Source organism: Klebsiella sp. HN106, assembly GCF_051209435.1.
In the GTDB taxonomy this organism is placed as follows: Bacteria; Pseudomonadota; Gammaproteobacteria; order Enterobacterales; family Enterobacteriaceae; genus Klebsiella; species Klebsiella oxytoca.
Genome location: NZ_JBLURD010000007.1, coordinates 98,903 through 124,006, shown reverse-complemented (window position 1 = coordinate 124,006; position 25,104 = coordinate 98,903). Strand labels below are relative to the sequence as shown.

27 protein-coding genes are annotated in these 25,104 nt (G+C 56.3%); 6 read left to right on the top strand and 21 right to left on the bottom strand.

The window, feature by feature from the left end; all coding sequences use genetic code 11:
• The first annotated feature begins 50 nt into the window (after positions 1-50).
• The 3 genes from gshA to ACSIPU_RS17790 all read left to right on the top strand — a co-directional run bounded on the left by gshA (position 51) and on the right by ACSIPU_RS17790 (position 3,110).
• Complete coding sequence (gene gshA, locus ACSIPU_RS17800; RefSeq protein WP_017145511.1) at positions 51-1,607, top strand: glutamate--cysteine ligase; 1,557 nt, start codon at positions 51-53, stop codon at positions 1,605-1,607.
• A 165-nt stretch (positions 1,608-1,772) separates the two neighbouring features.
• A complete protein-coding gene (luxS, locus tag ACSIPU_RS17795; RefSeq protein WP_004104795.1) occupies positions 1,773-2,288 on the top strand; it encodes an S-ribosylhomocysteine lyase in 516 nt (171 codons plus the stop codon).
• Positions 2,289-2,342: 54 nt separating this feature from the next.
• The gene (locus tag ACSIPU_RS17790) at positions 2,343-3,110 is read left to right on the top strand and encodes an AraC family transcriptional regulator (protein WP_004104793.1); all 768 of its coding nucleotides are present in this window, start codon (positions 2,343-2,345) and stop codon (positions 3,108-3,110) included.
• Here the strand turns inward: ACSIPU_RS17790 and leuA are convergent.
• From leuA to ACSIPU_RS17720, 14 genes are all read right to left on the bottom strand, one after another.
• Positions 3,089-4,765 (bottom strand): 2-isopropylmalate synthase, encoded by a 1,677-nt coding sequence (gene leuA / locus ACSIPU_RS17785; RefSeq protein WP_017145512.1) that lies wholly within the window; start codon positions 4,763-4,765, stop codon positions 3,089-3,091. The two genes, ACSIPU_RS17790 and leuA, sit on opposite strands and share 22 nt — an antisense overlap.
• A gap of 144 nt (positions 4,766-4,909) precedes the next feature.
• Positions 4,910-6,448 (bottom strand): multidrug efflux MFS transporter permease subunit EmrB, encoded by a 1,539-nt coding sequence (emrB, locus tag ACSIPU_RS17780; protein ID WP_004104788.1) that lies wholly within the window; start codon positions 6,446-6,448, stop codon positions 4,910-4,912.
• Positions 6,449-6,463: 15 nt separating this feature from the next.
• Positions 6,464-7,636: a multidrug efflux MFS transporter periplasmic adaptor subunit EmrA gene (gene emrA / locus ACSIPU_RS17775; protein ID WP_004104787.1), complete on the bottom strand. Its 1,173-nt coding sequence runs from the start codon at positions 7,634-7,636 to the stop codon at positions 6,464-6,466.
• 133 nt (positions 7,637-7,769) lie between these two features.
• Positions 7,770-8,300 carry a transcriptional repressor MprA gene (gene mprA, locus ACSIPU_RS17770; protein ID WP_004104785.1) on the bottom strand — a complete coding sequence of 177 codons (531 nt, stop codon included), beginning with the start codon at positions 8,298-8,300 and terminating at the stop codon, positions 7,770-7,772.
• Positions 8,301-8,391: 91 nt separating this feature from the next.
• Positions 8,392-8,727: an L-valine transporter subunit YgaH gene (gene ygaH, locus ACSIPU_RS17765; protein WP_004114708.1), complete on the bottom strand. Its 336-nt coding sequence runs from the start codon at positions 8,725-8,727 to the stop codon at positions 8,392-8,394.
• Entirely contained in the window at positions 8,717-9,463 is a 747-nt protein-coding gene (locus tag ACSIPU_RS17760) for an AzlC family ABC transporter permease (protein WP_004104780.1), read from the bottom strand. The genes ygaH and ACSIPU_RS17760 overlap by 11 nt, the downstream gene beginning before the upstream one ends.
• A gap of 278 nt (positions 9,464-9,741) precedes the next feature.
• Positions 9,742-10,737 (bottom strand): glycine betaine/L-proline ABC transporter substrate-binding protein ProX, encoded by a 996-nt coding sequence (proX, locus tag ACSIPU_RS17755; RefSeq protein ID WP_004114704.1) that lies wholly within the window; start codon positions 10,735-10,737, stop codon positions 9,742-9,744.
• Between the two features lie 60 nt (positions 10,738-10,797).
• Entirely contained in the window at positions 10,798-11,862 is a 1,065-nt protein-coding gene (gene proW / locus ACSIPU_RS17750) for a glycine betaine/L-proline ABC transporter permease ProW (protein ID WP_023329966.1), read from the bottom strand.
• Entirely contained in the window at positions 11,855-13,057 is a 1,203-nt protein-coding gene (gene proV / locus ACSIPU_RS17745; protein ID WP_004104775.1) for a glycine betaine/L-proline ABC transporter ATP-binding protein ProV, read from the bottom strand. Before proV ends, proW begins: the two co-directional genes overlap by 8 nt.
• A 345-nt stretch (positions 13,058-13,402) precedes the next feature.
• Positions 13,403-14,365, bottom strand: a complete 963-nt coding sequence (nrdF, locus tag ACSIPU_RS17740; RefSeq protein WP_023329965.1) for a class 1b ribonucleoside-diphosphate reductase subunit beta — start codon at positions 14,363-14,365, stop codon at positions 13,403-13,405.
• A 10-nt stretch (positions 14,366-14,375) separates the two neighbouring features.
• Positions 14,376-16,520 carry a class 1b ribonucleoside-diphosphate reductase subunit alpha gene (gene nrdE, locus ACSIPU_RS17735; protein WP_004114699.1) on the bottom strand — a complete coding sequence of 715 codons (2,145 nt, stop codon included), beginning with the start codon at positions 16,518-16,520 and terminating at the stop codon, positions 14,376-14,378.
• A complete protein-coding gene (nrdI, locus tag ACSIPU_RS17730; RefSeq protein ID WP_004104769.1) occupies positions 16,493-16,903 on the bottom strand; it encodes a class Ib ribonucleoside-diphosphate reductase assembly flavoprotein NrdI in 411 nt (136 codons plus the stop codon). Before nrdI ends, nrdE begins: the two co-directional genes overlap by 28 nt.
• A complete protein-coding gene (nrdH, locus tag ACSIPU_RS17725) occupies positions 16,900-17,145 on the bottom strand; it encodes a glutaredoxin-like protein NrdH (protein ID WP_004104766.1) in 246 nt (81 codons plus the stop codon). Before nrdH ends, nrdI begins: the two co-directional genes overlap by 4 nt.
• A 183-nt stretch (positions 17,146-17,328) precedes the next feature.
• Positions 17,329-17,760, bottom strand: a complete 432-nt coding sequence (locus tag ACSIPU_RS17720) for a carboxymuconolactone decarboxylase family protein (RefSeq protein ID WP_004104764.1) — start codon at positions 17,758-17,760, stop codon at positions 17,329-17,331.
• A gap of 87 nt (positions 17,761-17,847) precedes the next feature.
• Between ACSIPU_RS17720 and ACSIPU_RS17715 the strand changes: the two genes are divergently transcribed.
• On the top strand, positions 17,848-19,209 hold the full coding sequence (locus tag ACSIPU_RS17715; RefSeq protein ID WP_024274599.1) for a MocR-like pyridoxine biosynthesis transcription factor PdxR: 1,362 nt from the start codon (positions 17,848-17,850) through the stop codon (positions 19,207-19,209).
• A gap of 69 nt (positions 19,210-19,278) precedes the next feature.
• Here ACSIPU_RS17715 and ACSIPU_RS17710 read toward each other — a convergent pair whose 3' ends face one another.
• Entirely contained in the window at positions 19,279-19,605 is a 327-nt protein-coding gene (locus ACSIPU_RS17710) for a DUF883 family protein (protein WP_004104759.1), read from the bottom strand.
• Between the two features lie 149 nt (positions 19,606-19,754).
• Between ACSIPU_RS17710 and ACSIPU_RS17705 the strand changes: the two genes are divergently transcribed.
• Positions 19,755-20,105, top strand: coding sequence for a DUF2002 family protein (locus tag ACSIPU_RS17705; protein WP_004104757.1), 351 nt, complete (start codon positions 19,755-19,757; stop codon positions 20,103-20,105).
• Between the two features lie 41 nt (positions 20,106-20,146).
• On the opposite strand, the gene alaE is transcribed toward ACSIPU_RS17705, so the two are convergent.
• Positions 20,147-20,596, bottom strand: a complete 450-nt coding sequence (alaE, locus tag ACSIPU_RS17700) for an L-alanine exporter AlaE (protein ID WP_004104747.1) — start codon at positions 20,594-20,596, stop codon at positions 20,147-20,149.
• A gap of 704 nt (positions 20,597-21,300) precedes the next feature.
• Here alaE and stpA point away from each other — a divergent pair.
• On the top strand, positions 21,301-21,702 hold the full coding sequence (stpA, locus tag ACSIPU_RS17695; RefSeq protein ID WP_004104745.1) for a DNA-binding protein StpA: 402 nt from the start codon (positions 21,301-21,303) through the stop codon (positions 21,700-21,702).
• A gap of 46 nt (positions 21,703-21,748) precedes the next feature.
• On the opposite strand, the gene ACSIPU_RS17690 is transcribed toward stpA, so the two are convergent.
• The 5 genes from ACSIPU_RS17690 to ACSIPU_RS17670 all read right to left on the bottom strand — a co-directional run bounded on the left by ACSIPU_RS17690 (position 21,749) and on the right by ACSIPU_RS17670 (position 24,878).
• A complete protein-coding gene (locus ACSIPU_RS17690) occupies positions 21,749-21,928 on the bottom strand; it encodes a hypothetical protein (RefSeq protein WP_004104744.1) in 180 nt (59 codons plus the stop codon).
• Between the two features lie 92 nt (positions 21,929-22,020).
• Complete coding sequence (locus ACSIPU_RS17685; protein ID WP_004114690.1) at positions 22,021-22,542, bottom strand: rhodanese family protein; 522 nt, start codon at positions 22,540-22,542, stop codon at positions 22,021-22,023.
• Positions 22,543-22,551: 9 nt separating this feature from the next.
• Entirely contained in the window at positions 22,552-22,851 is a 300-nt protein-coding gene (locus tag ACSIPU_RS17680) for an ArsR/SmtB family transcription factor (RefSeq protein WP_064370232.1), read from the bottom strand.
• A gap of 75 nt (positions 22,852-22,926) precedes the next feature.
• A complete protein-coding gene (locus ACSIPU_RS17675) occupies positions 22,927-23,106 on the bottom strand; it encodes a hypothetical protein (protein ID WP_159103138.1) in 180 nt (59 codons plus the stop codon).
• On the bottom strand, positions 23,103-24,878 hold the full coding sequence (locus ACSIPU_RS17670) for a sigma-54-dependent Fis family transcriptional regulator (protein WP_196557963.1): 1,776 nt from the start codon (positions 24,876-24,878) through the stop codon (positions 23,103-23,105). The genes ACSIPU_RS17675 and ACSIPU_RS17670 overlap by 4 nt, the downstream gene beginning before the upstream one ends.
• Positions 24,879-25,104 lie beyond the last annotated feature (226 nt).

The window sequence follows — 25,104 nt, the reverse complement described above, 5'->3', positions numbered from 1 at the left end:
ACCATTACAATTATGCTAATTCAAACGATTTCGACAGGCGGGAGGTCAAATTGATCCCGGACGTATCACAGGCGCTGGCCTGGCTGGAAAAAAATCCGCAGGCGCTGCAGGGTATTCAACGCGGTCTAGAGCGCGAAACGCTGCGCGTCAACGCTGATGGCACGCTGGCCACTACCGGCCATCCGGAAGCACTGGGTTCAGCGCTGACTCATAAATGGATTACCACCGATTTTGCCGAAGCTTTGCTGGAGTTTATTACGCCGGTTGATGGCGATATTCAGCATATGCTCACCTTCATGCGCGATGTTCATCGCTATACCGCGCGCCATATTGGCGACGAGCGGATGTGGCCGCTGAGCATGCCGTGCTATATCGCGCCCGGCCAGGATATTGAGCTGGCGCAGTACGGCAGCTCAAATATCGGCCGTCTGAAAACGCTGTATCGCGAAGGATTGAAGAATCGCTACGGCGCGCTTATGCAAACGATCTCCGGCGTGCACTATAACTTCTCTCTGCCGATGGCTTTCTGGCAGGCCAGGTGCGGCGTCGAGGATGCTGAAAGCGGGAAAGAGGCCATTTCTGCCGGCTATTTCCGATCTATTCGCAACTACTATCGTTTTGGGTGGGTCATCCCGTACCTGTTCGGCGCTTCCCCGGCTATTTGTTCGTCGTTCCTGCAAGGGAAGCCGACCACGCTGCCGTTTGAGAAAGCCAGCAACGGCATGTACTACCTGCCTTATGCGACCTCATTGCGCCTGAGCGATCTCGGCTATACCAATAAGTCGCAAAGCAATCTCGGAATTACGTTTAACGATCTGCATGAGTATGTGGCAGGATTGAAGCGGGCGATTAAAACGCCATCCGAAGAGTATGAGAATATCGGGCTGGAGAAAGACGGCAAGCGTCTGCAAATTAACAGCAACGTGCTGCAGATCGAAAACGAGCTGTACGCGCCGATTCGGCCGAAACGCGTGACCCGCAGCGGTGAAACGCCTTCCGACGCGCTGCTGCGCGGCGGCATTGAATATATCGAAGTCCGCTCCCTGGATATCAACCCGTTCTCACCGATTGGCGTTGACGAACAGCAGGTACGTTTCCTCGATCTGTTTATGGTCTGGTGCGTGCTGGCCGATGCGCCGGAAATGAGCAGCGACGAGCTGCTGTGCACGCGCACTAACTGGAATCGGGTGATTCTGGAAGGCCGCAAGCCGGGCCTGACGTTGGGTATTGGCTGCGAAACCGCCCAGTACCCGCTGGCTCAGGTCGGCAAAGATCTGTTCCGCGATTTACGCCGCGTGGCGCAAACGCTGGATAGCATCCACGGATGCCAGGCTTATCAGCAGGCCTGCGATGAGCTGGTCGCCTGCTTTGACAACCCGGAATTAACCTTCTCGGCGCGCGTTCTGCGTTCTATGCTTGAAGAGGGGATTGGCGGTACCGGCAGAGAGCTGGCCGATCGGTATCGGACGATGCTGCGCGAAGAGCCGCTGGAAATTTTAAGCGAAGCGGATTTTGCTGCCGAACGCGAAGCGTCGGTACAGCGTCAGAAGAAGGTGGAAGCGGCGGACAGCGAGTCGTTTGAAGCGCTACTGGCGAGGCATGCGTAGTTTTACGAGCCGTAAAAAAGAAAACGGCCACATCACTGTGGCCAAACTTTCATCTCTGATTCAGGGATGATGATGATAATAAATGCGCGTCTTTCATATACTCAGACTCGCTGCCTCAAAAAGAGTTCATTTTATTTTTAAAAAAATCACTATCGGAGGTGAAGAATGCCGTTGTTAGATAGTTTCACAGTCGACCATACCCGAATGGAAGCGCCTGCGGTGCGCGTGGCGAAGAAAATGAACACGCCTCACGGCGATGAAATCACCGTTTTCGATCTGCGATTCTGCGTACCAAACCAGGAAGTGATGCCGGAAAGAGGTATTCACACCCTTGAGCACCTGTTTGCCGGCTTTATGCGCGATCACCTGAACGGCAATGGTGTGGAAATTATCGACATCTCTCCGATGGGCTGCCGTACCGGGTTCTATATGAGCCTGATCGGTACGCCGGACGAGCAGCGCGTCGCGGATGCCTGGAAAGCGGCGATGGCCGACGTGCTGAAGGTGAAAGATCAGAACCAGATCCCGGAGCTGAACGTTTACCAGTGCGGAACCTACACCATGCACTCGCTGGAAGAAGCCCAGGAAATCGCTCGCCATATCATTGAGCGTGATGTCCGCGTCAACAGCAACGACGAGCTGGCGCTGCCGAAAGAAAAACTGCAAGAGCTGCACATCTAGTGCTATCGCTACGGCCCGGCGAACGCTGCCGGGCCGCAATTCATCAACGCCGCAATGTCGACAACTTTAACCCTCAACTTCCAGCATCGTTCACTGGTGCCCTTTGCCCATGATTATGCCCATGGCGATAGCGAACCCTGGCATCAGCACGATTGCGCTCAGCTGTTACATATCCTCAGCGGCGTAGTACGGGTGGAAACCGCGCAGGGTTATTGGGTTGTGCCGCCGGGGCGAGGCGTCTGGCTTCCCGCCGGTACGCCGCATACGCTACGGATTACCGGCGCGGCGGCTGCGCGAACCCTGTTTATCGATCCCCTTGCCCGCGCCGATCTCCCTTCAACCTGCCAGATAGTACAGATCACTCCGCTGCTGCGTGAACTGATTGTCGCGTCGCTGACGCTGGCGGAATCTTACGCGCCGGGCAGCCGCGATGAACGAATCTACGAACTGATCCTCGATGAGATTCGCGGTATGGCGGTGCTGCCGTTTGGCCTGCCGGAGCCGCAAAGCGAAGCGCTGCGCCGTTTATGCCAGAAGGTACGAGAAGCGCCAGGAGAGCCGTGGGGCAGCGCCGCGGCGGCGAAAGAGAGCAGCATGAGCGAGCGCACGCTGAATCGCCATTTTCAGCAGCAGACCACGCTCACCTGGAGCGAGTGGGTGCGCCGGGCGAAGCTGATGGAAGCGCTGGTTCGCCTGGCGCAGGGGCATTCGGTACTGCGGGTGGCGCTGGATCTCGGCTACGGCAGCCACAGCGCTTTTAGCGCCATGTTTCGCCGGGTGTTAGGCGTGACCCCCAGCGATTACTTCCGCTCGCCGGAGTGATGGTTTTCGCTCATCGCGTTGCACAGCGCCTGCAGCGAGGCGCGCGCCACGTCGTTATCAATTCCGACCCCCCAACGGCTCTCGCCATTCGGGAAGACGCAGCGAATATAGGCCACTGAACGGCTGTCGCTGCGTTCACCCAGGGTGTGCTCATGATAATCTTTAATCACGGAGTTTTGCCTTAACAGGACGCTCAGCCCGGCGGCGGCGGCGGACAGCAGGCCGTTGCCGCGGCTCTGCAGTCGTCGCGTTTCACCGGCGATGCGCAGGGTAGCCTGCAGAGAAAGCTGGCCGTCCTGCTGGCTATCGCTTTGGTAATCCAGCAGCGCAAGCGGCGGCTGGGGGAGCAGTCCGTAGCGCGCGCGAAACAGCTGCCATAGCGCATTCTGGGTCATCTCTTTCCCGTGAGCGTCGGTTTCGTGCTGGACGTGCAGGCTAAAATCCTGCTGCAGCGCACGCGGAAGCTTGAGGCCATGATTCTGTTCAATCAGCCATGCGCTCCCGCTTTTGCCGGACTGGCTGTTAACGCGGATCACCGCCTCGTAGCTGCAGCCGATATCCTGCGGATCGATAGGCAGATAGGGCATTTCCCAGCGTTCGCCGGGCCGGCGGGCATCGAATCCCTTTTTAATGGCATCCTGATGCGAGCCGGAAAAGGCGGTGTAGGCCAGACTGCCCGCCCAGGGATGGCGCGGATGAACCGGGATCTGATTGCAGCTTTCGACGATTTCGACCACCCGCTTCATCCCGGAGAATTTGAGCCGGGGATTGACGCCCTGGCTGTAGAGATTCATCGCCAGCGTCACCAGGCAGACGTTACCGGTGCGCTCGCCGTTGCCGAACAGGCAGCCTTCGACGCGGTCGGCGCCTGCCATCACCGCCAGCTCCGCGCTGGCAACGCCGGTACCCCGATCGTTATGCGGATGGACGCTGATGCATACATCGGCGCGGCGCGAAAAGTGACGGCAAAAATGCTCAATTTGATCGGCATATACGTTGGGCGTGCTCACCTCTACCGTCGCGGGCAGATTGATAATCATCGGCCGTTCGGCGCAGGGCTGCCATATTTCCGCCACCGCCTCGCAAATCTCCAGCGCGAATTCCGGCTCGGTGAAGCAAAAGGTTTCCGGAGAGTACTCGTATTGCCAGCGGGTCAGCGGCTGCTGCTCGCACTGCTGACGGATAAGCCGGGTCGCGCGGGTCGCCAGGTCGATCACCTGCGCTTTGTCCATTCCAAAAACCAGCTCGCGAAACAGCGGCGCGGTGGCGTTATAGAGGTGTACGGTAGCGCGGTGGGCATCGCGCAGAGCGGCAAACGTACGCAGGATCAAATCCTCCCGCGCCTGGGTCAGTACCTGAATCGTCACATCCTGCGGAATGCGCTGCTCTTCAATCAGTTGACGTACAAAGTTGAAGTCGGTTTGTGAGGCGGAGGGAAAGGCGACCTCAATCTCTTTAAAACCACACTCCAGCAGTAAATCCCAGAACTGCAGCTTGCGCGCGCTATCCATCGGCTCGGCCAGCGCCTGGTTGCCGTCGCGCAGATCGGTAGAGAGCCAGCGAGGGGCGCGGGTTATTTGCTGCTCTGGCCAGCGGCGGTCAGGCAGGGCGATCGGCGGATAGGGGCGGTATTTTTCACCGGGTTGAGTCAGCATGATTTTCTCCTTCTTAGCGGATCTTCATCGTGCATGAGGTGGGCAAAAGCGATCTCCAGCAAACCGGACATCGACTAGCGCAAACTGGACAATCTGCGTTTTGGGCAATAAAAAAGGGATCCGCAGATCCCTTCAGGGTAAATCTTAATGCGCGCCGCCGCCGCCGCCCCCGGCGCTAAACGGCGGTCTGGCAAACCATACCAGCCCGAGCAGAAGGATAAACACCGCCGCCGAGAACCAGAAAATTTCGTTGGCGGAGATAATCAGCCCCTGGTTGGTAATCTGCTGCGCTATCCAGCCGGATGCCTGCTGTTGCGTCATTCCTAATCCCTGCAGCTGGTCGTACATCTGCTGGGCGTTGGGATTGTATGGCGTCACCGACTCGGTAAGCTGCGCATGGTGCAGCGCCTCGCGGTTCGTCCACATGGTGGTGGTAATCGAGGTGCCGATAGACCCCGCCAGCGTACGCGTGAAGTTCGACAGGCTCGACGCCGCCGCCAGCCTTTCCGGCGGCAGGCCGGACAGGGTGATGGTGGTCAACGGCATAAAGAAGCAGGCCACCGCGAAGCCCTGGATAAACTGCGGCCACGCCGAGGCGCCAAAGTCCATTCCCGGTTCGAAGGTCCATGCGCGCCAGTAGAAACAGACCGCGTACATGATAAAGCTAAATGTGACCAGCCGACGCATATCCAGCTTATGCGCAAAGCGGCCGATAATCGGCGACAGGATAACCGGGATCACCCCGACCGGCGCCGAAGCCAGACCGGCCCAGGTAGCGGTATAGCCGTACACCTCCTGCAATAGCTGCGGCAACAGCACGATAGCGCCGAAGTAGAGCATATAGGCGAGGCTGATGCACAGGCAGCCGATGGTAAAGTTTCGCGACTTGAAGAGCGACAGATCGACGATGGGGTTGTCGTCGGTTAGCTCCCAGACGATCAGGAAACTTATCGCCACCACCGCGACAATCGTCAGGATGATGATCTCGTTGGAGGCGAACCAGTCCAGCTCTTTACCCCGGTCGAGCATTACCTGCAGGCTACCGATACCGATAATCAGCAGCGCCAGGCCCACGCCGTCGATCCGCCGCTGTTCGGTGCGGGTTTCCCGGTTGCGCAGCGTTTGCAGCGTCATCACCACCACGGCGATGCCAATCGGCACGTTGATGAAGAAGATCCAGCCCCAGTGGTAGTTGTCGCTGATATAGCCGCCGAGAATCGGGCCGCAAATCGGCGCGACGATCACCGTCATTGACCACAGCGCCAGCGCGATTGACCGCTTGGCGGGCGGGTAGTTGCTGAGCAGCAGACTTTGCGACAGCGGAATCAGCGGACCGGCGACGATCCCCTGTATCACGCGAAAGAAAATCAGCATCGTCAGGCTGTTGGAGACGCCGCAGGCCCAGGAGGCGATAGCGAACGCCACCGTCGACCAGAGGAATAGCTTCACTTCGCCAACGCGCTTTGCCAGCCAGCCGGTAATCGGAATGGAGATAGCGTTCGCCACCCCAAACGAGGTGATAACCCAGGTCCCCTGGCTCAACGATGAGCCAAGGTTACCGGCGATGGTGGGGATGGCCACGTTGGCGATGGTGGAGTCCAGCACCTGCATAAAGGTCGCGAGCGACAGCGCAATGGTCATAATGACCAGCTGCGCGCCTTCCAGCGGTTTTTGCTGTTGCATTACGCTCACCCCGAATTATCCGGCGTTGGCCTGGATGATGTCGTTTATCAGCTTATTGACCGGCTCAAGGCCGATTTCACGGGCATTGCTTTCGTAAACCGGAGCGCTACGTACCTGGCTTGCCAGCATCTCGCCGCCGCGGTCGGTGGTGTTCACTTCAACCAGCGTCGAAAGGCCGATGCGCAGCGGGTGCTCTGCCAGCTGTTTTTCATCCAGCTCGATACGTACCGGCAGGCGCTGAACCACTTTGATCCAGTTGCCGGTAGCGTTCTGCGCAGGCAGCAGCGAGAAGGCGCTCCCGGTCCCCATATCGAGACCGACGACTTTACCGGTGTATTTCACATCATCACCATAAATGTCGCTGATCACGGTGGCAGGCTGACCAATACGCATGTGCGCCAGCTGCGTTTCTTTGAAGTTGGCGTCAATCCACAGGTTGGTCGCCGGAACGACGGCCATCAGCGGGGTAGTGGTGGTGATTTGCGCGCCGGGCTGAACGGAACGGCGAGAAACGTAGCCGCTAATTGGGCTGACGATCTTCGTCCGCTGCAGGGCCAGCCAGGCGTTACGCACTTCGGTGGCCGCTTGCAGGACCGCAGGCTGTTGTTCCAGCTTCGTGCCCAGAACGATCGCCTGGTTGGCGTTGTATTGCTGAATCGCCACGTCCAGTTCGGCCTGCGCGCTGGCAACCGTGTCGCGCGCATGCTGCAGCTCTTCGCGGCCAATCAGGTTGGCCGCGCCCAGCGGAATACGACGGTTAAGGTCGGTTTGCGCCTGGGAAAGCGCGGTTTTTTTCACTTCGATGCTGGCCTGCAGCTGCTTGCTGTTGATCATCTGCTGGCGCGTTTGACGTACGCTGGCGGCCAGCTGGGTTTGCGCTTTTTCAAACGCCTGCTGGGCATCGGTCTGGTCGAGGGTGACCAGCGGATCGCCTTTTTGCACGTAGTCGGTGTTGTCGGCCCAGACTTTCGTCACGCTGCCGGACACCTGGGCCATAATCTGTACCTGATTCCCTGCCACGTACGCGTCGTCGGTCTCTTCGTAGTGACGCAGTACCAAAAACCAATAAATCCCGTATGCCACGGCAACAATAATAAAGAGCAAGGTCAGCAGCAGGAGGGCGCCTTTACGCTTCCCTTTTTTGCTGCCCGGTTGCTGCGGGGTTTGGCTCTCCGCATTTGCGCTCATGTTATTCTCCACGATCTTATTATTTCACATCGGCTGAGCCGACCTGTTTATCAGAAAGGCCAGCAGAAAGATCTGCTGGCCTGTCCGTTTTCCTTGTCAATCCAGAAAAATTGGTGAGCGGTTGGTTCCGCGCTTAGCGCAGAGACTCCGCAAGCACGCCATCCTCTTCCATTTGGTCAAGGCGACCAAGCAGCTTACGGGTGATATGCTCAAGCTGATCCTTTTCGCTGGTGCTTAAAGAGGACCAGAGCTGATGCAGGCAGTTGTGCTGCGGCGGTAAGACTTCGCGCAGGAACTGATGCCCTTTTTCGGTAAGCTGTAGATGCAGGCAGCGACGATCGTTATCGCTTTCGCGGCGCTCGATCCAGCCGCGTTTTTCCAGCTCGTCGGCAATGCGCGTGGCGTTGGTTCGCGAAGAGCCCAGCGCGCAGCTCAGCTCGGAAGGCTGAATGCTGTGGTTTTCCTGAGACTCAAGCGTGATCAGCGCCATAAACAATGTCTCGTTAATCCCTTGCGCTTTCAGCATCTTGTTACGGTTTTCCAGCAGTTTTCCCTGCATATGCATGCAAAGACGAGTAAGCAGAATTTCCTGAAAAGGGAAGTCTTCATGACGGCTGGCGCGGAACTTGAGCATTTGCTCAATGGGAGTAAACGAACTATCCATTTTGGTTATGACCTCATTAATTACAGCCGATATAATAACTATTGTGACAAATAAATCAAATCAATTATTGACAAAAACTTATACTTTAAGCTTATAGCCATACGCTGATTTTCCAGACAACACCGTAGGTTAGCGCGCTCAAAAGCGTAGGCGTAATTATGCTGCGTGTTTTCCAAAACGCCAGGCCCAACGCGGCGAAGCCTGCTAATGTGGGCAGCAGGCGGCGGGCGTCATGGAGGATTTCCGGCACGCTGGAGACAACCAGCAGCGCGCAAATGGAGGCGATGCCGATGGTATCGAGCAGGACGCTGACCGGGCCGCGGCGAGTCGGACGCGCGTTTCCGGCGCGCAGGCGCAGCGGCAGATAGCGAAAGAGATAGTTCACGCAGCCGACCACGACGCCGAGAATGAAGACATCACTGTTCATCGGGCATCCCCTGAATGCTGGCCTGCACCAGAGCAGTCAGGCAGCCGCAGACAATCCCGGCAAGGATCGCCGCGGGTATGGAAAACAGAATCATGCCAGCCAGCGCGCCTGCCAGCGCGGCGGTAACGCTCAGCGACTGCTTGCGCTGGAATGAGGCGAGTAAAAAGCTCATAAACAGCGCCGGCAGCATAAAGCCCAGCGCCGCTTCCACTGCCGGAAAGTTAGTCAGCAGGCCGCTGCCCGAATAAGCGCCGATCAGCGTGCCGAAGACCCATGACGCCCAGGACATAAAAGCGATGCCGATCATCCAGTTATCGCTCCAGCGTCGATTGTCGCGGACCAGCTTAGCGGTGGCAGCGGCAAAAACTTCATCGGTCAGGCCGAATGCCCAGAGCGCGGTTTTTTTCTTGCTCATCGCGCGCTGAATGCGGCTGCGCAGGGACGGGCCATACAGCACATGGCGAACGTCCATCGCCATGACGGTGAGCGCGGCGACCCATAGCGAGCTTCCTGCGGCCAGCATGGCGGTGATCACGAACTGGCTGGCGCCGGCGTAAATAATGCAGGAGAAGAACAGGCTTTCCAGCGGAGTAAAGCCAAGCTTAGTGGCGTTGAGACCGAAGGCGAAGGCGACGGGAATATAGCTGATGACGATCGGCAGGCTGTCCTTAATGCCTTCAGCCAGCGTCGCCTCGTCAGCGGGGGGAGTGTGCATCAATGCGTCAGGGTTTTCCATAGGAGTTGCTTATTAATAACTCACGTGAAAATCACATGATTAATCAGGTGGATTTACCTTAGCAGAGAGCGGCGCGGCTTAACAGTAACGAAAACGTTGATGGCTAAAGTTATGCAGTTTATTTGCATATCAATCCATCATTTAGAACAGGAGATGTCGTGTTGTGCAGGAGGCCGACTTCCCCGGGGGCGGCGCAAAGCGCCTTGCCCGGGCTACGGGTTTTGTAGCCCGGACAGATGTGTAGTATCGCCTCCGGGAATTGGCTATAAATTGGGAGACTATTTCTGCGCGGCCAGCGCTTCTTCCACCCAGCCGTCAAACTGCTGCTGGTGGGCTTTGATCCAGCCATCGACGTGGCCCTGGATATCTGCCTCAGAACCATGTCCCGCGTGCATCATGGCATTTTCGGCGTTGATATCGGCAATCGGCAGCTTCATGATGCTGAACAGTTTCGCCGCCGCCGGGTTTTTCTCGGCCCAGGCTTTGTTGGCGACAATATGCATTGTGTTCACCGGGAAGCCATAGTTCATGCCGTTTGGCAGTTTGGTATCAATATCTTTCTGTTCGCCCGGCAGGGAAGAGAACGGCACCTGCAGCCAGACGACATCTTTACCCGGCTTCAGCACGTCGCTGACCCAGTAAGGCGTCCAGGTGTAGTAGATCACCGGTTTGCCCTCCTTATAGCGGGCGATGGTATCGGCCATCATCGCCGCATAATTGCCCTGATTATGCACTACCGTATTGCTCAGGCCGTAGGCATCAAGCTGATGGTTGATGACCGCTTCACAGCCCCAGCCTGGCGTACAGCCGGTCAGATCGGCTTTGCCGTCGCCGTTGGTGTCAAAAAGTTTGGCGATTTTCGGATCTTTTAGCTGGTCGATAGATTTGATGTGGTACTGCTCGGCCGTTTTCTTATCAATCAGGTAGCCCTGCGCCGCCCCATTCACAAACACGCCTTCGCGGTAGAATTTTTTATCACCGCCGGCGGCTGCGTACATATCGTCATGCAGCGGCTGCCAGTTGGTGGCGATGTAGGTGGTATCACCTGCGGCGATCGAGGTGTAGGCGACGTTATAGTCAACTTCGCTCGGCTTATCGACGGTATAACCGAGCTTTTCCAGCGCGCGGCTGACCAGCAGGGTCTGGAAGGTCTCTTCCGAAATTGTGCTCTGTGCTGGTTTTACGGTAATGCCTTTACCAGGCAGATCCGCCGCGAAGGCGGTGGTGGAAATGAGGGCGGTAAACGCTGTGGCAAGGATCGCTGTATGTCGCATCGTTGTTCCTTTATTTGTCAGAAGGGAAGTCCATCCCCCCGGCAGCGGGGGGATGTGCTCTTATTTACAGAAAGGGCGAGTAATCAGCCCCAGAGGGCCGGTTGCGTACCAGCGGCGGTTGCCGCGGCTGCGCGAGTCCCGTCCTACGGCCTGAGTCAGGCGGTCAAGAATAATGGCGAGGATAACAATCCCGACGCCGCCAACGGTGGCCAGACCCATATCAAGGCGACCGATGCCGCGTAGTACCATCTGGCCGAGACCGCCAACGGCAATCATTGAGGCAATCACCACCATCGACAGGGCCAGCATTAGCGTCTGGTTAACCCCGGCCATAATGGTCGGCATGGCCAGCGGCAGCTGAACCTTAAACAGCATCTGACGCGGGCTGGCGCCGAAGGAGCGCGAAGCTTCAATCAGATCCGCCGGCACCTGGTTAATCCCCAGAATAGTCAGACGAACAATCGGCGGTAGGGCGAAGATAATGGTCACTACCACGCCCGGAACGTTACCGATACCGAACAGCATGACGATGGGCACGAGATAAACGAACGCCGGGGTGGTTTGCATCGCATCCAACAGCGGACGGATAATCTTCGCCGCCCGCGGGCTCCGCGCCAGCCATATCCCAAGCGGCAGGCCGATCAGCATACAAAACAGCAGCGCGGTCAGCACCAGCGCCAGGGTTACCATCGCCTGCGACCAGGCGCCGATAGCGCCGATGGCGATCAGCGAAATCAGCGTCGCCGCGCCCATGCCGATGCTGGAAATCTGCCAGGCAATCAGCGAGAAAATAATAATCGCCACCGGCGCCGGCATGCCCAGCAGCAGCTGCTGGAAGGCGCTCAGGATGTAATCCACCGGTACGCGGATCCCCTGGAAAATCGGACGGAAATGCATCACTACCCAGTCGATGCCGTGCGTGACCCAGCTATCGAGCGGAATCAGCGTTTTATGGAACGGGTCCATTATATTGAAGTGTTCCGGCTGCGGCGCAGGCGCGCTGCTTAGCCAGTCGGCACCGCCGCCATCGGCCGGTGCTGGCGTAGAAGTACCCCACGCATCGGCGGATTGCGCGGCGCTATCCGCCGCCGGTGCGGTGTCCCACGGGTTAGATTGATCAGCCATTGTTTGCCCCCTCGCGATCTAAAGCCTGCAGCAGCATGCGTTTTGAAATGATGCCGATGTACTGGTGCCCTTCATCGACAACCGGCACCGCGCACGGTGCATGGCCAACGTGAGAGAGCAGCTCGCTGAGCGGCGTTTGCGCATCCACCGCCTGTGGGGAGTCGATTAACGCCGCATCAATTCCCTGACCCTCGCTCAGCGCGGCTTTCAGGGAATCGATGGAAACAATGCCAACAAACTTATTCCCGCGTTCAATGACGTAGCCATATTCGCGGTCTTCATCCTGCAGTAATTTCAGCGCGGAACGCGGGCCGAAACCTGGCGTTTTACGAATCAGGCCAACCGGACTACGGCGGGCAATATCTTTGGCACTGAATACCTGGCTAATATCGACGCCGCGGAAGAAGGTTCGAACATAATCATTGGCAGGATTATTGAGTATTTCATCCGGCGTACCGACCTGAACCACTTCACCATTTTGCATAATGGCAATGCGATCGCCAATTCGCATGGCTTCATCAAGGTCGTGGGAAATAAATACCACGGTGCGCTGATGTCTGGCCTGTAATTTAGTTAGCTCATCCTGCATTTCCGTACGAATTAAGGGATCGAGCGCCGAGAAGGCTTCATCCATTAACAGAATATCGGGGTTGATCGCCAGCGCGCGGGCGAGACCAACGCGCTGACGCATGCCGCCGGAGAGCTCGTCCGGCCAGGCGTGAGCGTAGTTTTCCAGACCTACCTGACGCAGCGCCTCCAGCGCTTTCTCCTGGCGTTCCTGAGTCGGCACGCCGGCCAGCTCCATGCCGAAAGCGGCATTATCCAGTACGGTCATGTGCGGCATAAGGGCAAATGATTGAAAAACCATTGCAATCTTTTTCCTGCGCACTTCGCGAAGCTCGGCCTCAGAGATTTTAGCGATATCGACACCGTCGATCAGAACCTGGCCGCGGGTGGGTTCAATCAGGCGATTGAGAAGGCGAACCATGGTCGATTTCCCCGATCCGGAGAGCCCCATGATGACGAATATCTCGCCTTCTTCAATGGTCAGACTGGCGTTCTTTACGCCAAGCGACAACCCCGTCTTTTCCAGTATTTGTTCTTTCGATAGTCCTTTTTCGATATATTTGAAAGCCCGCTGCGGGTGCTCGCCAAATATCTTATAGAGATTCTTGATTTCTAATTTAATTGCCATGCAATAGAGCGTTTCCTGTTATTTATTAATATCGATATGGTACCCGGTGGTGATAATTGCTTTTTTACACCCTAACATACTGAGAATCTGTGACAACCCTTTATGGCGAATTACTGCGGGAATGCACAAGGGACAATTCCGGTTCATCCCCCGTGATATAAGGGCTGAGCGGGAATTGCTCATGGTTGATATTTTTTAGTTATGTTAGCTTAATTCGGGCGGAAATCGATGGCATTCTGTTGAATATGACGCAGTGATGACCGAAAGATATTGAGTGGGATGAAAATGAATAATGTGAAATAAATCACCAGGAAATATGCAGATATATTCCTGGTGAAAGTAAGGCTAAAAGTCCCAATCGCTATCGACGGTTTCTTCCGCTTTTCCCATGACATACGACGAACCCGAGCCGGAGAAGAAGTCGTGGTTTTCGTCGGCATTCGGCGAAAGCGCAGCGAGGATCGCCGGGTTGACGGCAGCCATTTCCGCCGGGAACAGCGCCTCGTAGCCGAGATTCATCAGCGCCTTGTTGGCGTTATAGCACAGGAAGGCGTTAACCTCTTCAACCCAGCCGCTATCGCCATACAGCTCGCGGGTATAGGCCAGCTCGTTGTCATACAGATCCATCAGCAGATCGAGGGCGAAGTTTTTCATCTCTTCACGCTTCTGGGCGCTGACTATTTCCAGCCCTTTCTGGAATTTGTAGCCAATGTAATAACCGTGTACCGCTTCATCGCGGATGATCAGGCGAATCAGATCGGCGGTGTTGGTCATCTTCCCCCGGCTGGAGAAGTACATCGGCAGCCAGAAGCCGGAATAGAAAAGGAATGATTCGAGAAAAACGCTGGCGATTTTTTTCTTCAGCGGTTCATCAGCCTGGTAGTACTCCAGCATCAGCTGCGCTTTACGCTGCAGCGGCGCGTTTTGTTCGCTCCAGGCGTAAGCGGCATCGACGTCTTTAGTCTGGCAGAGAGTAGAGAAAATGGAGCTGTAGGAGCGAGCGTGTACCGCCTCCATAAAGCTGACGTTCGACAGTACCGCCTCCTCGTGCGGGGTGAGGGCGTCGGCCATCAGCGCCGGGGCGCCAACGGTATTCTGGATGGTATCAAGCAGCGTCAGGCCGGTGAAGACGCGAATTGTCAGCTGCTGCTCCGCCGGGGAAAGCGTTTGCCAGGCGGGGATATCGTTAGACAGCGGCACCTTCTCCGGTAGCCAGAAGTTGCTGGTCAGCCGATTCCAGACCTCCAGATCCTTATCGTCTTCAATTTTGTTCCAGTTGATGGCGCTGACGCGCGATAAATGGGTCATCCTGTTCTCCTTACAGCGCGCAGGACACGCAGCCTTCGATTTCGGTACCTTCCAGCGCCAGCTGGCGCAGACGGATGTAATAGAGCGTTTTGATGCCTTTCTTCCACGCGTAAATTTGCGCTTTATTGATATCGCGCGTGGTCGCGGTATCGGGGAAGAACAGAGTCAGCGACAGCCCCTGATCGACATGACGCGTCGCCTCGGCGTAGGTGTCGATGATCTTCTGCGGGCCGATTTCGTAAGCATCCTGATACAGCGCCAGGTTGTCGTTGGTCATAAACGGCGCCGGATAATAGACGCGTCCGGTTTTCCCCTCCTTGCGGATCTCTATCTTCGACACGATCGGATGGATGCTGGAGGTCGCGTGGTTGATGTACGAAATAGATCCGGTGGGCGGCACCGCCTGTAGGTTGCGGTTATAGATGCCGTAGCGCATCACGTCATCGCGCAGCTGCCGCCACATATCGCGGTCGGGCAGGGTAATCGCGGAGCGGGCAAACAGCGCGCGGACTTTTGCCGTTTTCGGCTGCCAGTCGCCTTCCAGGTAGGGCCGGAAATAGTCGCCGCTGGCGTACCGCGACTGCTCGAATCCGGCAAAACGGGTCCCTCTTTCACGTGCTATCAGCATTGAAGTGCGCAGCGCGTGCCAGGTAATGGTATAGAAATAGAAATTGGTGAAATCCAGCCCTTCCTCGCTACCGTAGGCGATGCCCTCGCGCGCCAGATAGCCGTGCAGATTCATCTGTCCGAGGCCGATGGCGTGTGAAGCGGCATTACCCGCCGCGACCGACGGCACCGAACGGATATCGCTCATATCGGACACCGCCGTCAGACCGCGCACGGCAACTTCGACCGTGCGGGCAAAGTCGGGAGAGTCCATGGTGTGGGCGATATTCAGCGAGCCGAGGTTGCAGGAGATATCCTGGCCGATGCTGGCGTAATCCAGGTTTTCATCAAAGGTGGAAGGCGCGTTGACCTGCAGGATCTCCGAACACAGGTTGCTCATATTGATGCGCCCGGCAATTGGGTTCGCGCGGTTAACCGTGTCTTCAAACATGATGTACGGGTAGCCGGATTCAAATTGAATTTCCGCCAGCCGCTGGAACAGATCGCGGGCGCGGATCCAGCGCTTGCATACCCGCTCGTCGGCCACCAGTTGCGCATACATTTCGCTTACCGCGATATCGCCGAACGGTTTACCGTACAGACGTTCGACGTCGTAGGGCGAGAACAGCGCCATCTGCGCGTCTTCCTTCGCTAGCTGAAAGGTAATATCCGGAATGACGACCCCGAGCGAGAGCGTTTTTATGCGGATTTTTTCATCGGCATTCTCGCGTTTGGTATCGAGGAAACGCAGGATATCGGGATGATGGGCATGCAGATAGACCGCGCCGGCCCCCTGACGCGCGCCGAGCTGGTTGGCATAGGAGAAGGCATCTTCGAGCATTTTCATCACCGGTACGACGCCGGAGGACTGATTTTCGATACGCTTGATCGGCGCCCCGGCTTCGCGAAGATTAGAGAGCAGAAACGCCACGCCGCCGCCGCGTTTCGATAGCTGTAGCGCCGAATTCACCGCCCGGCCAATCGATTCCATATTATCTTCGATACGCAGCAGGAAACAGGAGACCAGTTCGCCGCGCTGCTGTTTACCGGCGTTGAGGAACGTCGGCGTAGCGGGCTGGAAACGCCCGGAGAGGATCTCATCGGTTAGCTGGTGGGCCAGCGCCTCGTTACCCTGCGCCAGGCTCAGGGCCACCATGCAGGTGCGGTCGGCAAAGCCTTCAAGGTAGCGCTTACCATCAAAGGTTTTCAGCGCGTAGCTGGTATAAAACTTCCATGCGCCGAGAAAGGTCTGGAAGCGAAAACCGCCGTTTTGAGCATAGGTAAACAGCTCAAGAATAAACTGGCGATCGTAGCGCGCCAGGACCCTGGCATCGTAATAGCCTTCGGCGACCAGCCACGTCAGCTTGTCGTCCTGGCTGGCGAAGGGCACGGTATTCGGCTCAACGTGGTTGGCCATAAACGCCGCCACTGCCTGGCGATCTTTGTCAAACGGGATGCGACCATTGCTGTCGTAGAGGTTCAGCATCGCGTTGAGGGCATGGAAATCCGGCGCCTCGGTGGTTATACGTTCTGCGGTTGTCGTTGCCAAAATTCGCTTACTCCTTTACGCACGTTGTCGACATCTTGCGGGGTGCCCATCAGCTCAAAGCGATAGAGGTACGGTACGCCGCATTTCTGCTTGATGACGTCACCCGCCCGACCGTAGGCCTCGCCGAAATTGCGGTTACCCGCAGCGATGACGCCGCGAATGAGCTGGCGGTTATGCGGATCGTTGAGAAAACGGATCGCCTGGCGGGGTACTGCGCCCGCCGTGCCGCCGCCGCCATAGCTGGGGACGATAAGAATGTAGGGTTCGTCTACCTGAATGCGCTCGCGTTCGTTAAGCGGTATACGCACGGCGGGCAGCCCCAGACGCTGGACGAACCGATGCGTGTTTTCGGAACTGCTGGAGAAGTAGACGATCAGGCTCATAGGCTGGCCGCTGAGGCTGTTGGACGCAGGCGGTTAATCATATCGGGACGGAAGCCGGACCAGCGGGTCTCTCCGGCAATCACCACCGGTAGCTGGCGGAAGCCTTGCTCGCGCAGCATATCGACGGCTTCAGGATGATGGTCAATATTGACCATGTCGAACTCAAACCCGCGGGTTTCCATGGCCCGTTTCGTGGCATGGCATTGCACGCAGTCATTTTTAGTGTAAATAGTAATGCGCATGATTCGTATTTCCATTTAAGATAACAGCACGACGCAAAAACTGGCGTCGCGTGCTATGGGTTATCGTTGAAGGAAATACTAGATGTAGTTATTTAAAAGTTCAACAACTCAATATATATGGTTTTTGTAAAGACTGGCCCCCGAGGAAAGATCCGCCGGGGGACGGGATTTCTTACCGAAAAATTACAGACGCATGCTTACCGCCAGGCGGTTAAAGGCGTTCATCAGGCTGATGGCGAAAGTCAGATCGCTAATCTGCCGGGCGTTAAAATGATCGAGGAGCGGTAGATAAACAGCGTCTTCCGCATGGCTTTCGGCGATATGGGTGACCGATTCAGCCCACGCCAGCGCCGCGCGTTCCGCATCGCTGAAATGGGCGCTCACCCGCCAGCCTGCCAGGGCGTCCAGTTTGTTTTGCGCCACGCCGGATTGACGCAGGGCTTTGCTGTGCATCTCCAGGCAGAAGGCGCAGCCGTTGATTTGCGATACCCGCAAATACACCAGTTCTATCAGCGCGCCGTCCAGCTCGCTTTTTTCCAGCGTAATCTTGGCCTTAACCAGAGCGTTATAGACTTCCGGGCTCAGTTCATTGTACGGCTGACGTAGTGTGTTCATTTTACTCTCCTCATTAAGACGCGAGGAAAATAGCACTATAATGGACTGCATAAGATAGCCATATTGTGATGAAAAAAGCAGACCATGATGGATGCCAAAAAAATCCCGCATTACCAGCGTATCGCCCGACAGCTCAAGCAGGCAATTGAGCGCGGCGAGCTGGCGCCGGGCAGCAGGCTGCCGGCGAGTCGGGTCTATGCTCAGGAGCTTGGCGTATCGCGAGCAACGATTGAAAACGCCTGGGGAGAGCTGGTAGCGCAGGGCTGGCTGGAGCGGCGCGGGCAGGCGGGAACCTTTGTCAGCGATCGCCTCAGCCCACAGCAAAGCGTGCCTGAACGCTCTGTTACCGGCGATGAACCGACAGCGCCGCTGCCGCTTCAGCTTGGGCTGCCCGCGCTGGATCTGTTTCCACGCGGTCTGTGGACGCGGATCATGGGGCGCCGGCTGCGTACGCAAACGCGTTTCGATCTCGCGCCCGGCGATCCCTGCGGGGACCCGACGCTTCGGCAGGCGATCGTCGATTATTTGCGCCTGTCGCGCAGTATAGAGTGTCGTCCTGAGCAGGTGCTGGTGACGGGTAGCTACCCGGCGTCGATGAGCCTCATTCTGCGAACCCTGTCCCGGCCGGGCCAGCAAATGTGGATGGAGGATCCGGGATTTCCGCTTATCCGGCCGATCGTGAGCGGCGAAGGGGTGGCGATCTGCCCGGTTCCGGTTGACGAAGACGGAATGGATATTGGCTGGGCGCAGCGGCATTACCCAAACGCGAATTTTGCGCTGCTGACGCCGGCTCATCAAAGCCCGCTCGGCGTTGCGCTCTCATTGACCCGGCGCAGACAGTTACTGCTATGGGCGGCGCAGAATAACGCGTGGATTATCGAAGATGATTACGATAGCGAATTCCGCTATCGCGGCAAGCCGCTGCCGCCGTTAAAAAGCCTCGACGCCCCGCAGCGCGTCATCTACGCCGGTGCGTTCAGTAAAACGTTTTTCCCGGCATTACGCGCAGCGTGGCTGGTGGTGCCGGAACCGCTGGTGGCGCAGTTTCGCCAACAGGCGGCGCTGATGAGCTGTAGCGTGCCGACGTTGTGGCAGCAGACGCTGGCTGATTTTATCCGCGAAGGCCATTTCTGGCGCCATCTGAAGAAAATGCGCGCCAGCTATGCTCAGCGTCGTCAGTGGCTTGAATCGGCGCTGCGGGAGCACGGTATCGCGGTGGTTCCGCAAGCGGGCGGCATTCAGATGGTCGTCAGGGTAAGCGGCGACGATCGTCAACTGGCCCTGCGCGGCAGACAGGCCGGTCTGGCCATCCAGGCGTTAAGCGACTGGCGAATGGATAGCCGGGGAGAAGGGGCGCTGCTGATGAGCTTCACCAATTTAACCTCAGCGGAGATGGCGGGCGAGGTGGTACGAAAGCTGACTCGGGCTCTCGCTTCTCAGGACAAATAAAAACCCCTGCATACCGGAGTAGGCAGGGGTGGACGCGTATTTGTTATCTTCATTGGTCTGGCAGTTTTATTATCGACGTAAATTCAACAATACGCCAATAAATACCCCAACGGCTGCTGCAGCGCCAACGCTTTGCCACGGTTTGTCGCGCACGTAGCTGTCAGCGCAGCCCATGGCGTCGCATGCCGCCTGCTGAACGCGGTTGTTGCCGTTAAGGCGCGCGCGGGTCTCTTTTAGCAGCGCCTGCGCTTTTTTACGCGCGGCATCCGCTTCGTCTTTGGCGTCGCTGCCCCATGATTTCAGCACCTCTTCCAGCGTATCCGCTAATTGGCTGACATCGTTATGGATATCTTCAGCGCTCTCTTCTACGTTGTTGCGGTTTGCTCGGTTAGCCATTGGTTTCTCCCTTTATTCCATTGAGTCTATAAGTGTAGGACAAGATTTTGCTTTATGCTGTAAATCGCCCTTTATGGAATATTCCGAAAGCGTTGGCTTTAATGAATAAGGTAAGGTTAACGTGCGGTAAAAGATAATGAGGAATTAGTATGTATTTAAGACCCGATGAGGTGGCGCGAGTTCTTGAAAAAGCCGGCTTCACCATGGATGTTGTGACGCAAAAAGCCTATGGCTATCGCCGTGGCGATAATTATGTTTACGTGAACCGTGAAGCTCGTATGGGGCGTACCGCGTTAATTATTCATCCGGCTTTAAAAGAACGCAGCACTACGCTTGCGGAGCCCGCGTCGGATATCAAAACCTGCGATCATTACGAGCAGTTTCCGCTGTATTTAGCGGGAGACGCTCAGCAGCATTATGGTATTCCACACGGGTTCAGTTCGCGCATGGCGCTTGAGCGTTTTCTGAGTGGCCTGTTTGGCGAAGCGCAATACAGCTGACAAAAAGCGGCTGGCGGAACCAGTCGCTTTTTCGCATTAACTCAGGCTTTGGCCTGCTGGTAGGGACTGACGCGGAAAAGGCGTCGGCAGTAGTCGAGGAAGTAGCCGTACGCTGCGCCCATCATCATCGACACCACGATATTTGAACTTACCGCCGCGGCAATCTGATGCCAGTCAGCGCCGACAACCAGCAAAATCGCCACGTAGACCGGCGACTGGAAAGTCACATAGGCCACCACATCCGCAATGTTCTTCATCCAGCCTGATGTGCTGACGCGGCGCGCCTGGCGCATCGCAAAATCGCGATAAAAACCGTAGGGGACGGCAATAATAATGTTCACCGGAATCGCCACCAGTCTTGAAGATAACGACTGCTCGAAGCTCATTCCGGAGAGAAAGATTTCGATCATCATGTTCACAACGGTGCAGTAAACCACCATCGCAAAGGTGTCTGCTACCGCATGACGCAAGCGGGACTGCGCAGAGAACATCGGTGTGCTCCTCGAAAATGAAGTCGATAATGCCAAAAGATTCGCTTTTGTTTAGCGTTTTGGGTTGCCTGTTTTGATGTGCGTAGAGTATATCTCTGCATTAAAAGTGGCAACTAGCTATAAATTTTTATTTAAAGGCTTTTTGTCGATAAAATACTCTGCAGCTGGCTGTTTTTTGTTCATTACGCTACTTTTGTTGTCATTGCTTCATTTTTTATTATTTATCAATGATTTGATTTTATTATGCGCAGAATGGACGATACCTCTGGCAATGGGTAACAGCGTCGTTTCGCGACAGAATCGGGTTCTGATGTGAACGGGGTCACTTTTGGAGTTTTTTACGTATCAAAGAGCATAAAACCAGCATGATATGCTGTATAACTCTCTGGGTGGCTATTCATAACTCATGCATGAATATTCCGTACAGACGCCTGCCGCATTTTGCCTGGCTAAGCGGAATATTCTGATAACTCGCTGAGCCTACAGGTATTACATCAAAGAATGGCCGCTATTCATATTGACCTATCTTTCAGCGCTTATTCATTGCTAATAATTACCCTGTTATCGGTTTGTTTATCATATTTGTTGTCGCTAAGTGAGGATGGATATACAGAATTATCCAGGGCTGGAAATAAATAATCGAATCAATTAAACTATTGCCGTCACTTTTGTTTTATTTGCTATTTGGGAATTTTTTGAAATATATGTCATTACTATTAGAGAAACTGAATAATATTCGTTCACTCCGCGCCATGTCTCGTGAATTCTCCATTGACGTGCTTGAAGATATGCTGGCAAAGCTAAGGACCGTCACTGAAGAAAAACGCGCTGAAGAGCAGGCTGCTCAGGCACAGCAGGCGGAATATCAGGAAAAAATAAACACCTGGCTGGAATTAATGACCGCTGACGGTATCACCCCAGAGGAATTAGTGGGCCACGCGACCGCGACTTCAAAAGGCGGCAAAAAGCGCCAGCCGCGTCCGGCTAAATATCGTTTTACCGATCATACCGGCGCCGAGAAAACCTGGACCGGGCAGGGACGTATGCCGAAGCCGCTCGCTAAAGCCGTCGCTGAGGGTAAATCCCTTGAGAGCTTCCTGATCTAATATTCAGAACGGTGGGGAAACCCACCGTTATTTTTACCCGGCTTAATCAGCACACGCCAAAATCGCCGTCTTCTTTATAAGCCGTTACCTCGGTTGCTTTCAGCGTATATTTCTCCCCCTGCTCGTTACCGGCCTGAACGGCAATAATGCTGTCGCCCTGGACTTCAACGACTTTGAGTTTTGGTCCGCCTGCGCGCGGCTGTACCAGGTCACCGACTGTAAACATACTTCTTCTCCTGTGTGCTGATAAAAATTATCGCTGACAATAACCATAGCTCAGCAAAAGCGTTATCAACAGCTGACCGAAAGAGGTAGAGGTCAACGACGATTCCAGGGCATCAGCGCCAAAAGCCGCGCCATGCCGCAAAAGCCGGTGATACCGGCGAAGGCGAGTCCGGCGCCGACGAATGCGCTAAGCAAAAAAAAGCCGCTGTTAACCGTATAACCTAAAGCGACGCCAAGCAAAATCAGGACGCCTGCGGCGATTTGAACCTGACGCATCAGCGGTAGCGGCTGTGATTTATCCTCTTCCACCGGCAGACCTGCCGCTTTCCAGGCCTGTATTCCACCAGCCAGCAGCCTGGCCTGCGCCGGCGCGGCGGAGGCGGCCAGACGGGCGGCGTTATTCTGAGTGCGCGAACCTGCCTGACAGTGAAAAACAATCGTCTCCTCGGGGCTGGCGTGCAGCGCTGCGCCTTTGTTCAAGGTTTCCAGTGGGACGAGTTGTGCGCCGGGAATATGCTCACGGGCGTATTCATCGGCATCGCGGATATCGACCAGCCGGGCGCCTCTGTCGATGAGCGCCCGGGCTTCGGCGGGAGAAAGCGTAGCGATAGTCATAGACGCTCCTTAAGGACAGTAAATTGACTTTAGCGCGGTGACGATTTGCTGCACCGCTGGCCGGGTAATGAAGTAGTGGATCCGCTGCGCCTGACGCTCGCAGCCGATCAGCCCTTCATCGCGCATTCGCGCCAGATGTTGAGATGTGGCGGAGGAGCTTAATCCGGTGATCCGCGCCAGCTCGCCGGCGCTGGTGCCCGGCGAATCGCACAGCATGCACAGAATCAAAAGCCTGCTGGGATGGCTCATGGCTTTCAGCAGCGCGGCGGCTTCGCCCGCGCTGGCCTGTAGCTGTTCTGGTGTATTCATTTATTTTAGTCTTTTCTAAATTTAGTAAATACTAAAATAAAAAAGCGCATTACGCCAGTCATGAATGTTGTGAGGCTAAATAGCCTGGCTGAATCCACGACGATTTATTTCAGCCTGTGGCGTCGGTAGCGCGCAGCTTGTCTGGCAGGGCGTCGGGCGACGATTAACCTCCCTGTGCGAAACGATAAGTAAACGCCTGTTCGCCTGGCTACCGCCGCGCTTCATGCCCTGACGTAATCTCCATGGCTGGCTCACTGGCCTCCGCGGCGGGCGGCGCGGCGATAGAGCGTACTGCGTGCGACGCCTAAAGCCTGCGCGGCCTTACTGATATTGCCGTTATAGCTTGCCAGGGTGTCGGCAATCAGCTGCGCATCGTGCTGCTGTAGCCCACCCGGCGCGGCGGTCGGGGTTCGGTACTCATGAGGCAAATCATCGACCCCCAGCGTTTCGCCATCTTCGGCAAGCGCCAGCAATACTCTCATCAGGCTTTGCAGCTGGCGCACATTGCCTGGCCAGGGCTGAGCCGCCAGCCGTTGTATAACCTCCGGGGCCAGCGTGATGCGACGTTTCTCTCCGCCCTGCTCGCGCCACAGCCGCTGAATAAACGCAGGCAGTTCAGGCCACTTGCGCAGCGGCGGCAGCGTCAGGGCAAACTCACGCAGGCGGTAGAGCAGGTCTTCGCGGAAGACGCCTTCGGCCACCCGCTGCGCCAGGTTGCGATGGGTCGCGCAAATGACCGCGAAGTTCACCGGCGAGCTCCGGCTGGCGCCTAGCGGCGTGACCTCTTTCTCCTGCAAGACCCGCAGCAGCCGGGTTTGTAGCGCTAACGGCATATCGCCAATTTCATCAAGAAAAAGAATGCCGCCATCGGCCTCGCGGATTTTGCCGATATAGCCGTTTTTGTTTGCCCCGGTAAACGCGCCGGGCTGGTAGCCAAACAGTTCTGATTCAATTAGCGATTCCGGAATAGCGGCGCAGTTGATGGCGACGAATTTGCCGCTGCTCCAGCGGCTGTGCCGGTGCAGCGTGCGGCTGACGTACTCTTTGCCGCAGCCGGTCTCTCCTTCGATACATAAGCCAATCCCGGCATTAAGCAGACGCAGCAGCTTTTCTGATTCATGCGGGCTGGAGAACGGCAGATCGAGTGCCGGGCGCGCGGTCGTCGCCACGCTGGCGGTCGCGGGAGCACGCAGACGGTAATAGTAGTTGTGCCCTCCGACGGCGACCGGCAGCGGGATACTAACGGCGGTTTGCCGCAGCTGCGAAAAAAGCTGCTGGAAAGTGAGATGACCAAACCGGGCGGCGTCGAGGTCGAATTCGCGCATCGCCAGCCGGTTAGCCGCCGTCAGCAAGTTATCGGTAAAGACCAGCAGCCGTTCGTCTACGCTGTCGAGTTTTTCCGCCCGGGGATGCAGGCTCATCAGCCACTGCTGCGGGTGCAGACTCTGTTTCACCCATAGATATTCTATTTGCTTCGCGGCGCCTTTTACCCACGCCAGCGTCCTGGCGTGCGGATAGTGGGCCGGGCCGGAGATATCCAGCACCCCGGCTATTTTCCCCTCGGGATTTTGCAGCGGTACGGCGGCGCAATACAGGCCCTGGTTGCTGGTGAGGAAATGCTGACGGCCATCAATTTCGCAGCTGTCGTCTATCGCCAGCGCGGTGCCGATGGCGTTGGTTCCGCGTCCGCTTTCGCTCCACAGGTTGCCCGGGGCTAAAGCGAAGCGCTGCGCTTTCTGCATGGCCTGCGTCTCACCAAAGGTTTGCAAAACCAGTCCGCTGGCGTCAGAGAGGATCACCACCGATTGCAGATCGTTGACCTTGCTGGACAAGGCATTAACCACCGGCTGGGCCAGCTTTTGCAGACGGCTATGGCTGGCGAGCCTGTCGGCCAGCTCGCTGGCGTGCAGGCGAGGGAAGTCGTCAGTAGCGGGGTCGATGCCATAGCGCTGGCTGCGGCACCAGGAGTCGCTCAGCAGCGGGCTCGCTTTGATCTCTGGCGTCAGGGCAAATGGATTTCCTGGCACGGGACACCTCGTCATCTCACTAGTGTTGCAATATTGTAGCTACAAGGTTTTGTTAGTGTTGCGATTTGCAACACATAAGGAACATTCAGTGCAACAGAAAGCGAGATTTATAAGCTATCAATATGAAAAATAGAAATATTTTTGGTGGCGAAAAAGGTGGCACGCCCCCTGCAATGGTCTGAAGACGCAGCGAGCCCCCGGACAAAACTAATACGCCGCTGCGCTT

What these genes read in the sequence shown, in the direction of transcription:
- alaE (WP_004104747.1), bottom strand. Translation starts at nt 20,596, where the DNA reads ATGTTCTCTGCGCAGTCCCGCTTGCGTCATGCGGTAGCAGACACCTTT.
- luxS (WP_004104795.1), top strand. Translation starts at nt 1,773, where the DNA reads ATGCCGTTGTTAGATAGTTTCACAGTCGACCATACCCGAATGGAAGCG.
- proW (WP_023329966.1), bottom strand. Translation starts at nt 11,862, where the DNA reads ATGGCTGATCAATCTAACCCGTGGGACACCGCACCGGCGGCGGATAGC.
- ACSIPU_RS17720 (WP_004104764.1), bottom strand. Translation starts at nt 17,760, where the DNA reads ATGAACACACTACGTCAGCCGTACAATGAACTGAGCCCGGAAGTCTAT.
- ACSIPU_RS17680 (WP_064370232.1), bottom strand. Translation starts at nt 22,851, where the DNA reads ATGAATACACCAGAACAGCTACAGGCCAGCGCGGGCGAAGCCGCCGCG.
- nrdF (WP_023329965.1), bottom strand. Translation starts at nt 14,365, where the DNA reads ATGACCCATTTATCGCGCGTCAGCGCCATCAACTGGAACAAAATTGAA.
- ACSIPU_RS17790 (WP_004104793.1), top strand. Translation starts at nt 2,343, where the DNA reads ATGTCGACAACTTTAACCCTCAACTTCCAGCATCGTTCACTGGTGCCC.
- nrdI (WP_004104769.1), bottom strand. Translation starts at nt 16,903, where the DNA reads ATGAGCCTGATCGTCTACTTCTCCAGCAGTTCCGAAAACACGCATCGG.
- nrdH (WP_004104766.1), bottom strand. Translation starts at nt 17,145, where the DNA reads ATGCGCATTACTATTTACACTAAAAATGACTGCGTGCAATGCCATGCC.
- ACSIPU_RS17760 (WP_004104780.1), bottom strand. Translation starts at nt 9,463, where the DNA reads ATGGAAAACCCTGACGCATTGATGCACACTCCCCCCGCTGACGAGGCG.
- ACSIPU_RS17705 (WP_004104757.1), top strand. Translation starts at nt 19,755, where the DNA reads ATGTATTTAAGACCCGATGAGGTGGCGCGAGTTCTTGAAAAAGCCGGC.
- ACSIPU_RS17685 (WP_004114690.1), bottom strand. Translation starts at nt 22,542, where the DNA reads ATGACTATCGCTACGCTTTCTCCCGCCGAAGCCCGGGCGCTCATCGAC.
- ACSIPU_RS17690 (WP_004104744.1), bottom strand. Translation starts at nt 21,928, where the DNA reads ATGTTTACAGTCGGTGACCTGGTACAGCCGCGCGCAGGCGGACCAAAA.
- mprA (WP_004104785.1), bottom strand. Translation starts at nt 8,300, where the DNA reads ATGGATAGTTCGTTTACTCCCATTGAGCAAATGCTCAAGTTCCGCGCC.
- proV (WP_004104775.1), bottom strand. Translation starts at nt 13,057, where the DNA reads ATGGCAATTAAATTAGAAATCAAGAATCTCTATAAGATATTTGGCGAG.
- emrB (WP_004104788.1), bottom strand. Translation starts at nt 6,448, where the DNA reads ATGCAACAGCAAAAACCGCTGGAAGGCGCGCAGCTGGTCATTATGACC.
- emrA (WP_004104787.1), bottom strand. Translation starts at nt 7,636, where the DNA reads ATGAGCGCAAATGCGGAGAGCCAAACCCCGCAGCAACCGGGCAGCAAA.
- leuA (WP_017145512.1), bottom strand. Translation starts at nt 4,765, where the DNA reads ATGCTGACTCAACCCGGTGAAAAATACCGCCCCTATCCGCCGATCGCC.
- proX (WP_004114704.1), bottom strand. Translation starts at nt 10,737, where the DNA reads ATGCGACATACAGCGATCCTTGCCACAGCGTTTACCGCCCTCATTTCC.
- stpA (WP_004104745.1), top strand. Translation starts at nt 21,301, where the DNA reads ATGTCATTACTATTAGAGAAACTGAATAATATTCGTTCACTCCGCGCC.
- ACSIPU_RS17715 (WP_024274599.1), top strand. Translation starts at nt 17,848, where the DNA reads ATGGATGCCAAAAAAATCCCGCATTACCAGCGTATCGCCCGACAGCTC.
- ACSIPU_RS17710 (WP_004104759.1), bottom strand. Translation starts at nt 19,605, where the DNA reads ATGGCTAACCGAGCAAACCGCAACAACGTAGAAGAGAGCGCTGAAGAT.
- ygaH (WP_004114708.1), bottom strand. Translation starts at nt 8,727, where the DNA reads ATGAACAGTGATGTCTTCATTCTCGGCGTCGTGGTCGGCTGCGTGAAC.